Source organism: Pseudomonas syringae group sp. J254-4, from assembly GCF_032586855.1.
Taxonomy (GTDB): domain Bacteria; phylum Pseudomonadota; class Gammaproteobacteria; order Pseudomonadales; family Pseudomonadaceae; genus Aquipseudomonas; species Aquipseudomonas amygdali.
In genome coordinates this window covers 13,072-28,070 of sequence record NZ_JAWHOO010000019.1, presented here as the reverse complement: position 1 = coordinate 28,070, position 14,999 = coordinate 13,072, and the positions used below count along the sequence as shown (strand labels likewise).

Sequence of the window (14,999 nt, the reverse complement as noted above, 5' to 3'; positions counted from 1 at the left end):
GGATGACTCGCGATTGTCACCACGAGAATGTCATGCGTGCGAACACGCCTTCTGCGCGGTCGTCGCCAAAGACTTTCTCGCGGTACTGCACCGAGAAGTCGACATACGACTGTGGCGCCTTGTACGTGTCCTCGCGAAACCAGTAGCGCACGCCGGTGCCGACACCCAGCCCGCCAGCGTTGCCGGATGACGTACTGCTGCGGCCACTGCTGTCGACTTCGCTGCGCATCTTCGAATCGTAATCCACTGCGGCGACCACGTGTGGAAACACCACCAGTCTGGGGCTGATGCTGTCCAGACGAAAGCTGCGTCCGACCTGCCATTCACTGTTGAAATAGTTGCGCTTGTCCTGCAAATAACGGCCGCCCTCAGCATACAGCTGCGAGGTCCACCAGCTGGGCACGTCGACGCGCAAATCAGTACCGATGCTGGAACCATAGCCCAGACGTACCAGCCAGTCGCCGTCGGCGTTGGAGTTGCCCAACGGAAAGGTACGCTCAAAAGCACCGATGACGTTGACTGAGCTGAACGGCTTGACCCTGACCCCCAGCGCGCCCTGCAAGGCATCCGCGCCTGTGTCAGAGTCGCCTTCCTTGCTCCACAGCGTGTCGGTGACGCGTCCGTAAAGCTCGACGAAGCGCGCGTTACGGTAACCGAAGGGGCGCCAAAACACTTCGGTGCTGTTCTGCACGCTGTCATTGCTGCCGCCGGGCGCGCCGCTCAGGCCGCTGCTGGTGCTGGCACCGCGGTACGTCGTGGTGTTGGTCAAACCCCATTCACGGGACAGATCGGAAACGGCGCGCCGGGTGTCGAACACCTGTTGCGCGGGCATCTGCAAATCACCGGCCTGCTGATAGTCGAGCACGCGTTTGAAGTAGGCGATGGCCTGCACGTCGTCCGGTGTACGCATGGCGCTGTAGGCCGCGTCCTGGACTTCACGAGGCTTGAGCCCGGCGCTGCGGTCGACTCGTTTGAACTCGTCCAGCGCGCCACGATCGTCGCCCGCCTGGCTGAGGAAATAGGCAATCTGCACTTCATCGCCGGGTTGCAGTTCGCCCGCATCGCGAGCTTTCTGCAGACGTTGCAGCGCCTCGCTCGGCTGGTCCATCGCTGCGTACAAGGAAGCTTGCTCGCGCAGGGGCAGATTACCCACGGCGAGTGCCTGAGCGAAGTCCTGACGCGCACCGTCCTGATCGCCCAGGCGTTGACGCATTTGTCCGCGCTGGACGAGCAGGGTGGCGTCGTTGCCATTCAGCGCCAGTGCTTCGGTAGCCGCAGAGCGCGCTTCGGCATATTGCCCCTGAGCAATCAGGGCGCTGACCAGCAGCTTGCGGTAGGCCATCTGTTTGGGAAAACTGCGCACAGCCTCCCGCGCCTCGCTGACAGCGGTGTCGTTATCTCCGCGTGCCAGTGCCTTATAACCAGAGGCTGCCTTATCGACTGCTGCCTGTTCCTGAATCGCTTGCCGACGACGAGTCAAAACCGGCTGTGGACCGACTGCCTGCTCTGCATCGTTGATGGCCAGCTGTGCTTCGTCCAGACGCTGCTGACGTTGCAGCGCCTCGATCAGCATCATGCGGTAATCAAGATTTTTCGGTGCCTGTGCGATGGCCTTGCGCGCATGGTTTGCCGAGCCGTCGTAGTCGCGATTGGCATACGCGCGCAGCGCCTGATTTCCCTCCAGGTAGCCCGGTTTTGGGCGAGCCTTGGGGAAGCGCTGAGGGTGATCGCGTCGGTATTTGTCGCGTTCGGCCAGGGCAATCAGATCACGCAACTGATCGGCATCCGCACGCTGGCGCAATGCCTCTCGCGCTTTGGCAATAGCGAGGTCGTAGTCTTTGCGGTTGTAGGCCATGTAGGCTTCGTTGGCGATGGCATACGCAGGACCGGTCAACGGCAAAGGCAGTGTTTCTGCCTGGCTGAGTGGTGCAACAAGACTCAGGCCGCTCACCAGCAGCGACAGGATGAAGGGGCGCTTCATAGTGGCTGCTCCGTATGATCGTCAGATCGGTAATGGTTGTGTTGACGCGCCACTGCCTGCTCGATGGTTTCTCGGGGCAGCACGCCGATGTCGACCAGGTAATCGCCGATCCGGCCATGCACATGCGGGCGGTAGCCGAGCATGGCTTTCTGGAATACTTCGCGGTCCAACAGGCCTTGCTCGATCAGCAGGTCGCCCAGCAGCGGGGCAGTGGCTGGCAATGGTTGGCCCTCGACTACCTGAAGCTGACGCAACTGCGCGACGATGTCGCTTTCACGCGCAATCAACTGCACCGGCTCGGCACCCAGTTGCTCGGTAATCTGTTGCAGACCTTCATCCGTCAACGGGCTGGCCACGGCAATTTCCTGACGGCCCAGCGCATTCATTTGCAACGGTACAACGCGCCAGCGCAGGCAGAACTCATCGGCCAGGACACTGGTTGCCGAACGTTTGCCAGCGACGTCGAAGACCCGCGGCAGGTCGTTCTGGAAGGCGATGGCCTCAGCCAGGGTCTCGTCATCGAGCCAGCCATGGCTCAACAGAATCCGGCCCAGTGGCACTTGGCGAGTCTGTTGCTCAGTCAGCGCGGTCTGCAGTTTTTCGTCGTTGATGGCCTGCCATGAGATCAGCACGCTGCCCAGACGACGTGGCGCGACGGCGACCAGATCGGTAGACGGAAAGTCATGCATGGTCTTGTCCCAGACCAGCTTGCGGTTGAGCACTTTGCCCACCAGAAACATCCGCCAGGCGCGTGCCGCAGCCATGAAGTTGACGAAGTTGCCCACCACCATGCGCGGTATGGACAACAAGCCGTGCTGCCAACCGTAAAGCACCGTAGTGAAGTAGCAGCGGTGCAGGATCCGCCACAGCAACGCGATGCCGTTGGCCACCAGCAGGTACTGAATCAGACCTGTGGTTTCAAACGGGGTCGGAAAGCTGGTGTTCCACAGTCCGCTGGAGCGCAGCACAATCAAGGCCAGCAATTGAATGAGGATAAAGTAAGCGAGGATGCTGACGAACGATGTCACCACGCCCTTACGATCCCGAAACAGCAGGTAACGGTTGGCCAGCGACCCGGTCCAGCCCATTTGCTCCCAGCCCTGCAGGCCGATGCCCAGAGTCCAGCGCGCTTTCTGGCGAAAGGCGGTACGGAAGGTGTCCGGGAAAAATTCACGCACACACAGCGGCATTTCCAGCGTCGACTCATACGGCTTGCGGAACCACGATTTGCGCAACACCCGAAATTGCACCGGGAAGCGCACAAAGATCGCCTGCATACCGTATTTCGCCAGCCGAGCGCCTACGTCGTAGTCTTCCGTCAGGCTTTCGGTATTGAAAGGCTGGTTCTGGTTTTCATCGGCCAGCACCATCAGTGCACGTCGCGAGAAGCAGGTGCCGACGCCAGCCGAAGGCACGGTATCAGTCATGCTTTCGCGCACGACCAAATCCTTGCCGTGCCATTCGGCAAACTCGTCCATGTAGGTGCCTGCAACCCATTCGTACCAGTTGCGCTCCAGTGACACGACCGGCAACTGGATCATGTCCTTGCGTGGCAGCAGGTAATTGAACAGGCGCAATTCAAGCGGGTGCAGCACGTCTTCGCTGTCGTGCAGGATGGTCCCGGCGAACTGTACGGCGTGAGTCTTTTCGTACAGAAAAATCGCCTGGATCACCCAGTTCAGACAGTCGGCCTTGCAGGTGGGGCCGGCGTGCGGCACCTCCACGCGGTGCAACTGCTTGTAACGGCGACGCATGCGCTCTACTTCATCGATGGTGCGCTGGTCGTTGATGTAGGTGCCGACGAACACAACGTAGTTCTGGTAATCGAGCGTCGACACCATGTTTTCGATCATCGGCGCGATGACGTCGTATTCCAGCCAGGCCGGGACCATGATTGCCAGCGGCTGCTCGTCGCGGGCAATCAACTGCTCGGCGGTCAGTGGCCGGTAGCGGCGTTCGGCGGTGAACTTGCGGTACAGCCGCCTGGCCCAGTACCAGATATCGATGAACAGGTCATCGATACTCGATACCAGGATAATCAGCCCGACAACGATCGTCGCGACTTCCAGCACGCTGTAGTAATGGGCCAGCCAGTAAGGCCAATAGAGCGACGTCATTGCGGCGGCCCGTTACGAGCGATTGCGACGGGCGCTACGGCCAGCCAGCAACAGGATGAGAAAGAGTACGATGCCAGCCGGAATCAGCCACAGCAGCGACGGTTTGCGCCAGGCGTCGAGGCCAGTGCTTTGCTCGTCTTCGATCATCTGGCTGCCGGTCGGATCCTTGGCGTCAAAGGTGGCGATCGGGCCGTTGTCAGCCAACAGCGTGGCGTTGCCGCGCTCCAGCAGTAGCGGGCGCTCGAAAACCGGGGCCTGACCGCCAAGCGTGCGATAGATCATGCCGTGCTGGCCGCCCGCGTCGATCACTTGCAACGAGGCCAGGTGGTTGAGGGATTTGAGGTCGAGCAGCGTCTGCTCTTTGTGATTGATCAGCAGATGCCCGTCGTTGCTGGCCTTGACCGACTCGGCGCCATCCTTGACTGGCAGTTCGAACGCCAGAAACGCTTTGGCGGGCGTCACGGCTACGCTGGCGTCATCGCTGACGCTGAGTTGCGCACGCAGCGGCGAGACACCGGAAGCGCTGGCGACGCGGATCACTTGCGGCAGGCTGCTGGCCGGGCGCTCGAGATAGGCCTTGGGCACCATTATCTGAGTGTCCGTAGCGAAGCGTGCTGCCATGCCCGAAAAGTTTTCGTCAGGCGTGACCTTGTCCAGTACCACATGGCTGGTCGGCAATACCGAGATCGGGAACGCCTGCGGCGTCTCCAGGCACTGGTTGCTGACCGGCTGACGCTGGAACGAGACGCGCAAGGTGTTCTGCGCTGCCAGTGCATATTGCGGAATTCTTGCTTCGATGCGCTCTTTCTTGCCATCGGCAGTCAGTTGCATCGCACCGATCAGGTAGTCGTTGAGAAACAGTGTCGCAACCGGTGGCGTTCCGGATGCGCCGGGGGCCGCAGCAACATCAATCATCGCGGTTACCGGTACGCGCCCGTCATAGGCCACGCTGCCCAGCGGGAACGAGGCGCTCCAATCGGTTTTAGCCAGCACATCCACAGTGCCGGGCTTGCCGCCCAGGCGCGTCAGCGCAACGCGACCGTCTTCGCTGAGTGGCATTGCGGTTTCTTCACCGATGGTCAATTGGCGATTGCGCGCCAGTTTGTTCCACGCAGAGCTGAACAGGCCGATGGCCTTGTTCGCCGACTCCGGCTTGATCATCAGCAGCGCGCGATTGCCCAGCAGGGCCAGACTCACGTCTTCGCTGCTGTTGGCGAGCGGTTGCTTGATATGACGTTCGCGCCACTGGCCCAGTGCTGCGGCGGCGGTTGCGTCAAGTCCTTGTACCTGTGCCTGAAGGGCGTTCAGAGCGTCGTCGATTGCCTTGAGCAGTTGCGGATCGCTGATCGCAAGATCGCCCTGCAATGCCGGGGTCTGGCCAAGCATCAGCAATGCGCCGATCTGCGCCGGGTCGAGCAAGGTGTATTGGCCTTTGCCGTCAAGGCTGGCGAATGCCGGAATCTGCTTGAGTTCTGCCGGAATATTCAGGCCGCTCAGGTCCACACTGTCCTGCACGGCAGGAAACGGCAGGATACGCGCTTGTTTACCGATGCGTTCCAGCGCTACGCCCAGACGCCAGGCGGCGTCGTAGCTGGCGCTCGACAAGGTGCCTGGGGCGACCAACAGGCCAGGTTTGCCGGGCAGTGCATTCCACGCCGCACCCACATCCTGCAACTGGCTGGCGTCATAGCCGTAAGTCAGGCGCGTGTGCGGATCAATGCGCAGCACATTGCCGATGGCGCGTTCGTCTTCGCAGAGCACTTTCGAGATCACCGAGGACCAGGCAATGCCCAGGCGCACCGAGCCGCTTTCCCGGGCTGCCTTGTCGACGCCCAGTACGGCACTGGCATTACCCTGTTCTTCGTTGAGGCCCAGCGCGCGCACCGGATAACCGTCCAGCGACAGTAGCAGCGTGTTGCGGCCTGCTTCGCCATTCAGATAGCTAGCGTCAAAATTCAGCGTCGCATCCGTGAGCGGCACATTGGCGGGCACCGGCAGGTAAAGCTCACGGCGCGCATCAGTGGCACTGAGAATGATCGGGCGATCAATGCCCAGTTCCCGCAGCTCGATCACTCGCTCCTGACGGCTGTCGGCAGTGATTCGGTTGATCGCCTGGGTCAACGGGCTTTCGGCAGCCAGGGCAAATGCAGGCATCAGAGCCAGCAGGCTCATCCCGCAGGCAAGGACGTTCAACGCGCCCATGTTTACGGCAACGGAAGATTTCATCGTGCAGATCTCGGTAAAGGCTCAAGGCCATTGGGTCTTGATACAGGCTGCCGGTCTGCTACAACGTTTTTCGGGCACTCGGTGTGAACCGGGTGCCCGTATCGTCTGCGGACTGCTTCCTGCGGATATGTTTGGTGTTCTTTTGCGCTACCTGCGCGTGTTCTCGCTAACCTGCCATCGAGCGCATCTGGTTATGCTGGTGCTGAGGCTGAGGCTGGATAAGCGTGTCGAGCTGCACATCGACCGGGTCGGTGCGATAACGCGGCAGCTCGGCGACAAATTCATCCACCGGACGACCCATCAGGGCATCGACGATGCGCGCACTGGCCTTGCCGTCGCCGTAAGGGTTGGCGGCATGGGAGGCTCTCTGCCACAAGGCGTCGTCATCAAACAGGGCGTTCACGCCACTAATGATCGCGTCGGTCTCGGTGCCTACCAAACGTACAGTACCCGCTGCGACTGCCTCGGGACGCTCGGTGACATCACGCATGACCAGCACCGGCTTGCCCAGCGACGGCGCTTCTTCCTGCACGCCGCCGGAGTCGGTAAGGATGACGTGGGCGCGTTGCATCAGGCGCACGAACGACAGGTAATCCAGAGGCTTGATCAGGTGCACGTTCGGCAAATCGCCCAGATGCTCGGTGACCGGCCCCAGTACGTTGGGGTTCAAGTGCACCGGGTAGACGATTTGTATGTCGTCGCGTCGGGCCAGTTCGCTCAGCGCCTTGCAGATGTTCAGGAAGCCGTCGCCAAAATTCTCGCGACGATGCCCGGTCACCACCAACACCCTGCGTTCAGGTACCAGAAATGAAAACTGGCGATCCAGTGCGTGGCGCAGCTGGCGGTTGCTGTCGATCCGCTGAGCCGTCAGGTGCAGGGCGTCGATCACGGTATTGCCGGTCACGAACGAAATACCTTGCAGGCGTTCGCCCAGTACGTTGCGGCGCGACTCGGCCGTCGGTGCAAACAGATGATCGGAGATCAGATCGATGCAACGACGGTTCATCTCTTCAGGCCACGGCTGACGGATATCGCCAGTGCGCAGGCCCGCTTCGACGTGGCCGATGGGAATACGTCGGTGAAAGGCCGACATGGCCGCCACCATTGCTGATGTGGTGTCGCCATGAACCAGCACCTTGTCCGGTTTCATCTCGTCCAGAATCGGATCGATAGCTGCGTAAAGCGCCGCGGTCAGGGAGTTCAGAGTCTGATCGGGGCGCATCACATCAAGGCTGTAATCGGCCTTGAGCTCGAACATGTCCAGCACCTGTTGCAGCATGCTCTGATGCTGTCCGGTGATGCAGATTCTCGAATCGATACCCGGCTCTGCGGCCAGTGCTCTGACCAACGGAGCCATCTTGATGGCCTCTGGACGAGTGCCGAATATGGAAAGGACCTTCATCCTCGGTTGCTGACCAGCCATTATTTCCTCCCGCGCTCTGAGCGCGCCGCGCAATAGCAAAGCCAGGCTGAGAGCAGCGTGACCAGCTGGCGAGTTAATGAGTTTCTCGGGCGGGGAAGATCGGAGTGCATAGCTCGATATTCACTTCAATGTGATGTAGCAATGTGCCTTGTTACCCGGAATTGTCGGGATTATTAGCAGAACAAAATAATAAAGCAAAATGTTTTATTAACTATTTTTCAAAGTAATAGTTTTCAGGAACTTTGGTTTTTCAGGATGGTCAGTTCAGGGTTATAACTTTTGAAAAATCCGTTTTGCCCAATGAATACGGGGGTTTTGCGGGCGCATGATAGCGTCGGTCAGGCTGTTTTCAAAGGACGCTAATGTGCTGAAAGTCGCCATGATGGCAAAAAGTTCCAACAAAAATCGCCGTGCTGTGGCGTGCATCACTACAGCAGAATACTGACGCCTGATTAATGACAGGAAAAGCGAAGGGGTTCACAAAAATGGCGCTGATATAATGACAGTGTGGAACTTTGCTTTTGTATCGAGTTTGATGCGCTGCAGGTGAACGAGATGTTAAGGAATAGCTTACATACCGCTAAAGTTAAGTGAGCTGCACTATTGAGTTGTAGCAGCAATGCGGACAGTTGCCCAGTTATTAAATGAGAATGATTAGCGAACCCCTCCAAATGAGGGGGTCGCGGTGCAGAACGCAATCAGCCTTCCGACTCGGCAGGCTCCGACAGCTCGCTGAGCGCAGTCGCGTTGTTTTTGAAGGCTGCGGCGAAGACGGCGCGATTTTTCGCCATGTAGATACTCGCATCCTCTGCATGCTTCTCCGAGATCCCCGGCACGTTCTTGATCAGGACGTCGGTGAGAAGCTCGGCCAGCTCGAGCATTTGATCGTGCGCATCGGCGAGTTTACGGTCCACGAAAGTAGTCTCCAGATCGCGGGTACTGCGGTAAAGGGTTTCAACAGCCATTTTGGCCTCGTCGTGTTATCCAGTGTTGAAAGGGCTAGACCCGGACGTTCAGCGCTTCACGCTCTGACCAGCGGGTATGCAAAAGCATTGATCCTGCAAGACCAGCATGCCGGTCAGGTGTAGCGGGGCGCTGCATGCATATCCATATGAGGGTCTGCATGAAGCCCGCTCTCCGACGCATCGGCGTTGAAGGTGATTTCTTGATTACTGTGTTTTTATACAGTAAAAAGCCTGTACCAATCAACCCCTCGCTGAATAGTGGCGTTTAAGCATCTTTTTTGCGCTGCAAATGTGCCTTGCGACAACCCGTCGCGCTCTCAACCATAGCCTATGGCCCTGTTCCTGCTTTAAAAAGCAGGCCACAAAGGTGTCACCAGCACCCGGCATTATCCGGTCGGCATAAACGAAGGTTCAGAGGTAGAGCGTCATGGGAAACAAATGGGCAGTAAAGATAAGACACCGCGTGCATGGCCAGGCCGAGTCACTGGGTAATCTCTGCGTCGAGAGCTTTCACTTTCTGGCGCTGTTCGCGATTGGCGCGATCACTGCCTGGGCGTCAGTGGTTGCGTTCCTGGGCATGGTCGAGAAAGGCAACGTCACGGTCGATGACATCCTGCTGCTGTTCATCTACCTGGAACTGGGGGCGATGACCGGGATTTATTTCAAGACCAACCACATGCCCGTGCGCTTCCTGATCTACGTTGCGATCACTGCACTGACCCGTCTGCTGATTTCCGACGTATCCCACCACAACCCGCCGGACATTGGCATCATCTACCTGTGTGGCGGCATTCTGTTGCTGGCGTTTGCAATTCTGGTGGTGCGCTACGCGTCGTACAAATACCCGTCGGCGAAGATTCCTGATTCGTCCAGTTCGGTCAAAGGCGCTGTGACCGAAGAGAAAGGCGAGGTCTGATCGAGACACTGGCGGCATCCGTGATCGATGCCGCCAGTACGTTGCTATGGAAGTCGCCTGTCAGTTAAGCCACACACCGGCACGCCAGTGCCAGCCGTCTCCGGCGCTTTCCCAGTGCGGATGCACATAGTGGTAGCCAGGTCGTTCCGCCTCCCAGTGACCATGAACCGGTACGAACCGCTGCCCGTTCCAGTGCCAGTAACCGCGTGCCCAGATGTAGCCGGGACGAGGCGCCGGTTCTACTTCAATTACTCGCTCAGGGGGTGGTTGTGGCGCGATGACTTCTTCGACGTATTCATGATGTACGTGTGGTCGCTCATGGACTACCCGCTCTTCGACACAGCCTGACGCTATCGCAAGTGATGCGATCAATACCCCATACCTTAAGAACATGTTGCCTCCTCGGAATCATCCGCAGGTGCAGTGGCGCTGAACGCAGTGCCCAGTCGCTCGAATGTTTCTGCGCAAGGATTGTTGTAGCAGGATGTATCTGTACTTTTGCTGAAGAGGCGGGAGGGAGTTTGATGGCGAACTGCCTGATTTTTCAGGCCTTGCAGGCTGCACAAGGGGGCATGGCGAGTATGGGTTTTTTCTTGAAGTTGATGACCAATCGGCCGCGATACACGCCGCTGAAGATATTCAGTTAACGTAACTGATGAAAAACGGCATCAATGAATTCCATCCCGATTCAGCGCCATCAAAGGCACTGAATCGGAAGAAGAAAGCGCCCGTCAAACCCCGGCATTCACCGCGGCCTGATTCTGCGACCACAGACCATTGGCCGGGCCGGGTGTCTTTTTGAGCGTGGCACCATCAGTCATCGCTGCAAGAATCTTGATCGCGCTTTCGCCACGCTCGATGGCGATGCCGAATTGCACGCTTTCGATAAGCTTGCGCAGGCGTTGTGGGTCATTGCGTTGCGCGGCGCTGATCAGGCGTTTGGCAACGACTCCGCATTCGTTGGACAGGGTCAGCATGATGCTGCCGTCCAGCCCTTGAATGCTCAGATTCACCCGATAGTCGGGGTGAAAAGTGTCCGTGATCATCTGAAAAGGATTGTCCATATCATTCACCTGCTCAATGGTCTGCATAAGTTGACCGGGTAATAGTCCTTTTGGTTCTCGACGACTGATCAGCGGTTGCGTTACTCCTTCGCCTGCTGCTGACAGTTTGCTGTCGTCTTTCGCGTGGATGACAGGTTTCGTTTGAGACGCTTTAACGAGTCCGCGCCTGGAAGTGGCCCTCCTGATGGCCAGCCTCGTGGCGCGTACTGCAGGGCATTGCATGGTTCGGGCCATATTGCATGTGTGATGCGCGATAAGCCGCTGAACGGGAGCCCATTGCAGTTGCTTCACGGCTTGTTCGGCTTCAATGCGAACCGGTGATTTGGTTGGCAAAAGAGCTCTTGAAGAGGCGCGAAGAACACGTCCCTGACATGGCCTGCTCCTTTCGCGAATGCAGTTTGCGTACGACTTTTTCGAGTGATTGTCTGACACTCCGACAACCGAATTCTGGCGTCAGAGATTCGTAAAGACGGGTCGAAACCGTACTCGCCTGCTGCCCAGGTCCTGACGTTGAGCGTCTTGCTGCAGAGCGGCAGGGTGAGTGTTGAACGCTTGTCGGTTTGAAGGGCTGACCCGCCTGCTCATGTAGGCAAGGGGCATGATTTTTTGCTCGCCTATGGCTGTCAGGTGCCGTGCTCGGACTGCCCGGTGCTGAATGTTAAATTCGATAGACGGCAACCGGCGATCGAGATCGCTGCGAGGCGAGCGATGGGGCAAGGTGGCCAAAGCTGTGCAGCGAGCGTTTGTGGTGCGCACTGATTGGGGCACAACCGTGTGTAGGGCACGCTGGTCGACAGATTGTCGGCGTGCGTGGAGCGCTGCGTTTGCCTGCTCATGGGGAACAATCCATGGCAAACAAAAAGGGCGAACCGTTGCCGGTTCGCCCTTTTTTTGCAAAACGTGTCAGTGGAACATCAGGTCAGACGAGCGGCTTCTTTCTCCTGCTCTTTTTCCAGAAATTCTTCTTCGAGCAGCGCGTCCGGGCTGACCGGATCTTCATCCTGCTCGGCGATGATCGGTGCGGCACCTCGTTTGCCGCGCAGCTTGCCAAACAGATGCTCGAGGGCGTGATCGAGTTTTACAGCAGCGCCATCCACAGCCTGATCTACCGTATCGGCCTTGTGGGAAACAGAAATAGGTTGGTGTCCTTTGGGGCGAGCTTCCATCTGGCACTTGATGTCGTGCGGGCCAGGCTTGTCGCCGTTTTCGTCGCGGATGTGGACTTCCACGCGGGTCAGGTTTTCATCGTAGTGTTCGAGCGTGCTTTCAACGGTGGTACGAACCCACTCCTCCAGTCGGATACTGCTTTCGATGTGATTATCGCTATTGACCTGGATTTGCATAGTTAATCCTTATTAGGGCTTGCTCGTGCGAGGCTGGACTACGTGATTCCTTGCGGAATCGATTTCGTTTGCGCTCATTCACAGTGTTGGCGGCAATGGCCTGACAATTCAACCCCAATGTGTAAGAAATATTTCGCAGCAAAAAATGGCCGCCCTGATTCAAGGCTGAGAATCAGGAGCGTACGCAGAGCGTCCAGAACGGCACGCCCACGCGGAGCGTGAGGAACGAGAGGTGTCCGGGATAACACTTCTCTCACGCTCTGGCGTCCGGGAACTAGAATGCAACTGACGTTTGTACGTACACCGTGCGCGGTTCGCCGACGTATTTGCCACGGTTGTTGTCGTCGAACGAGCGGGTGTAGTACTGGCGGTTGAAGATGTTCTTCATCCCGACCGCTACGTTGAGGTCCGACAGTTGCGGGCCGAAGTCGTAGTTGGCGCGGGTGCTGAACAGCATGTAACCAGGGATCTTGCCAGTGCTGCCGTCGGCGCTTTCGGCCGCTGTGTTGGCGTTGTCGGCGAACTGGTCGCTTTGGAAAGAGCTGTCAAAATTCAGCTTCCACGGCCCTTCGGTGTAGCTGACGCCCATCGTTCCTTTGTGTTTTGACGAGAACGGCACGCGGTTGCCTTTATTCGGGCCGTCTTCACGGATTGTCGCGTCAACGAAAGCGTAGCTCGCGTAGACATCGTAACCGGCCAATACCGGGCTCAGGCCTTCCAGCGCATAGTTGACGCTGGTCTCGATCCCCTGATGACGCGTCTCGCCGCGTGCGATCACGGTGTCGTTGGTCTGATTGCTGTCGTACTGGTTATCGAAGTTGATCAGGAATGCACCGATCTCGGCTCGCAGGTTGCCGTTGTCGTAGCGCGTACCCAGTTCCCAGGTGCGGGCTTTTTCCGGTTTGACTTCATCGCCGGTAACGCGGTTGGGCATCTGGCTGTACTGCACGCTGCCGAACGAGCCTTCGGTGTTGGCGTACAGGTTCCAGGTGTCGGTCAGGTGATAAAGCACATTCAGCGCTGGCAGTGCGGTGCTGTAGTCGCCTTGATAGCGGGCGTTGGTCAGGTTGTTGTTCTGCGCGGTGTCGATCATCTCGTAGCGAACGCCGGGCGTGATGGTCCACTTGCCGATGTCGATACGGTCATCAATGTAGAACGCATGCGCTTCAGTCGCGCCGCGGGTGTCACGGTCGTTGCGGCTGGCGGTGGTCGGCAGGTTACCGGTCACCGGTTCGCGATAGCGCAGTTCGTGACCGGCTTCGTTGACGTAGCGGTAGCCAACACCGACTTCATGCCAGGTTTCGCCCAGTGCAAAGCCTTGCGAGAAGCGCGTTTCCAGACCGCGTACCCAATATTCGCGGGGCGACAGGGAAACGAAGCTGCCCTGATCCAGATAGCCGCTGCGCAGGGTTTTGGTGAAGAACGTGTTGGCGGTGAAGACGCGCGCATCCTCTTCATAGCGGTAGCCGAAGTTGAACATGGTGCGACGGCCCCAGAACTTGTCCTTCAGACGAGTCGACTGGTACGGATCGGCATCGTAATCCCTGACGTTCAGGCCGCCGGGCATCTGCGCTTCGCCATCGTAATACTGCGCCATGGCGTTGAGGCTGTTGGCTTCGTCGATCTGGTATTTGCCTTTGAGGATCAAGTCGTCGATCTGGGTATCGCTGTGTTCGCGCCAGTCACCGCCGCGTACGCCGGAATACAGAATCGCGCCGCCCAGACCATTGTCCGCCGTGCCGCCTGCCAGCAGGTTGCCGGTGGTCTTGAAGCCATCGTGGCTGGACGACGGGCTGGTTTCGGTCTGTATGCCGCCTTTGAGGGTAGGGGCGTCGGGGATGGCACGGGTCACGAAGTTGACGATACCGCCCACGTTCTGCGGCCCGTAACGCACTGCACCACCGCCACGCACCACGTCGACCGCGTCCATGTTGCCCATGCTGATCGGCGCGAAGGACAGTTGCGGCTGACCATAAGGTGCGAACGGCACCGGGATGCCGTCCATCAATACTGTGGAGCGTGACGCCAGACGCGGGTTGAGGCCACGAATGCCGAAGTTCAGCGCCATGTCGTGGCTGCCGGTGCCGTTGTTGTCCGGCGCATTGACGCCCGGAATGCGATTGAGCACTTCACGCGCCGAGGTTGCGCCGACACGCTCGAACTCTTCACGGCGGATCACATCACGTGCGCCGGGGTGTTCGAAAACGTTGGTCTGCTGCGCGGCTCCCAGCCAGTCGCCGACTACGGTGGACACACCCAGCTCGATCGGCGCGCCAGCAGCATTGGCCTGCTGCAGGGTGAAGCCGTTATTGCCGTCGGCCAAGGCCTGCAGCCCCGTCCCTTCGAGTAACGCATTGAGGCCTTGCTCGGGCGTGTATTGACCTTCCAGACCACGGCTCTTCAGGCCGCTGGTGATTTGCGAACCGTAGGAAATCAACACGCCGGACTCTCGACCGAACTGGCTCAGCGCAGCTTCAAGCTCGCTTGGCGCAATGTGATACGCCTTGGGTGCCACCTCGGCAGCCTGCGCCATCGACAGACTGCCGACCGAAAGGCTGGCACCGAAAATGACATGGCGCAACGTACGCACCAGCGGTGAAAGTTGAGTAGGGCGGGCTGACATGCAGGAGTCCTTTGACCGGAAGGTTGAGAGAGGCTTTCCCTGTCTGTCACGCGAGCAACAGAAAACGGCTCACGGGTTTTGAAATTATTTTTTCCGGGTTTGATTATCGTACCCGCGCCTCGCGTGGTGATGCGTTTGGCGACGCTCTGCGCCGTGCTGCAGCGTTCACTGCGCATAAAAGCGCTTGTCTACCCCGATGACACAGACGACGCAAATTGCGACCCCCGGATCAGTGACAGGGCGAAGGAACCCGACGAAGTCGGGCCGGAAACAGGAGCGAGGGGCTTTGGTTACTTTGGCCCCTTCAAAGTAACTCGCCGAGGGGCGAAAAGGTGACTTGA

Annotated in this window: 10 protein-coding genes; 1 reads left to right on the top strand and 9 read right to left on the bottom strand. The window is 58.6% G+C overall.

Going from position 1 to position 14,999, the window contains the following annotated elements; all coding sequences use genetic code 11:
* Nucleotides 1-16: 16 nt before the first annotated feature.
* From RYB09_RS20395 to RYB09_RS20375, 5 genes are all read right to left on the bottom strand, one after another.
* Complete coding sequence (locus RYB09_RS20395; RefSeq protein ID WP_316889950.1) at nucleotides 17-1,981, bottom strand: NfrA family protein; 1,965 nt, start codon at nucleotides 1,979-1,981, stop codon at nucleotides 17-19.
* On the bottom strand, nucleotides 1,978-4,098 hold the full coding sequence (locus tag RYB09_RS20390; RefSeq protein ID WP_058400598.1) for a glycosyl transferase family protein: 2,121 nt from the start codon (nucleotides 4,096-4,098) through the stop codon (nucleotides 1,978-1,980). Before RYB09_RS20390 ends, RYB09_RS20395 begins: the two co-directional genes overlap by 4 nt.
* A 12-nt stretch (nucleotides 4,099-4,110) precedes the next feature.
* Complete coding sequence (locus RYB09_RS20385; RefSeq protein WP_122258156.1) at nucleotides 4,111-6,324, bottom strand: cellulose biosynthesis cyclic di-GMP-binding regulatory protein BcsB; 2,214 nt, start codon at nucleotides 6,322-6,324, stop codon at nucleotides 4,111-4,113.
* Nucleotides 6,325-6,490: 166 nt separating this feature from the next.
* On the bottom strand, nucleotides 6,491-7,747 hold the full coding sequence (wecB, locus tag RYB09_RS20380; RefSeq protein WP_316889947.1) for a non-hydrolyzing UDP-N-acetylglucosamine 2-epimerase: 1,257 nt from the start codon (nucleotides 7,745-7,747) through the stop codon (nucleotides 6,491-6,493).
* A 698-nt stretch (nucleotides 7,748-8,445) separates the two neighbouring features.
* Complete coding sequence (locus tag RYB09_RS20375; protein WP_005615333.1) at nucleotides 8,446-8,712, bottom strand: YebG family protein; 267 nt, start codon at nucleotides 8,710-8,712, stop codon at nucleotides 8,446-8,448.
* Nucleotides 8,713-9,139: 427 nt separating this feature from the next.
* Here RYB09_RS20375 and RYB09_RS20370 point away from each other — a divergent pair, with 427 nt between their 5' ends.
* On the top strand, nucleotides 9,140-9,628 hold the full coding sequence (locus RYB09_RS20370) for a phosphate-starvation-inducible protein PsiE (RefSeq protein WP_054077840.1): 489 nt from the start codon (nucleotides 9,140-9,142) through the stop codon (nucleotides 9,626-9,628).
* A 60-nt stretch (nucleotides 9,629-9,688) separates the two neighbouring features.
* Here RYB09_RS20370 and RYB09_RS20365 read toward each other — a convergent pair whose 3' ends face one another.
* From RYB09_RS20365 to fecA, 4 genes are all read right to left on the bottom strand, one after another.
* Nucleotides 9,689-10,021, bottom strand: a complete 333-nt coding sequence (locus RYB09_RS20365) for a YXWGXW repeat-containing protein (protein ID WP_011167889.1) — start codon at nucleotides 10,019-10,021, stop codon at nucleotides 9,689-9,691.
* 338 nt (nucleotides 10,022-10,359) lie between these two features.
* Nucleotides 10,360-10,692 (bottom strand): DUF3509 domain-containing protein, encoded by a 333-nt coding sequence (locus tag RYB09_RS20360; protein ID WP_004663953.1) that lies wholly within the window; start codon nucleotides 10,690-10,692, stop codon nucleotides 10,360-10,362.
* A gap of 914 nt (nucleotides 10,693-11,606) precedes the next feature.
* Nucleotides 11,607-12,035: an HPF/RaiA family ribosome-associated protein gene (locus RYB09_RS20355; RefSeq protein ID WP_002552231.1), complete on the bottom strand. Its 429-nt coding sequence runs from the start codon at nucleotides 12,033-12,035 to the stop codon at nucleotides 11,607-11,609.
* A 274-nt stretch (nucleotides 12,036-12,309) separates the two neighbouring features.
* Nucleotides 12,310-14,658 carry a TonB-dependent Fe(3+) dicitrate receptor FecA gene (gene fecA, locus RYB09_RS20350; protein WP_122258158.1) on the bottom strand — a complete coding sequence of 783 codons (2,349 nt, stop codon included), beginning with the start codon at nucleotides 14,656-14,658 and terminating at the stop codon, nucleotides 12,310-12,312.
* Nucleotides 14,659-14,999 lie beyond the last annotated feature (341 nt).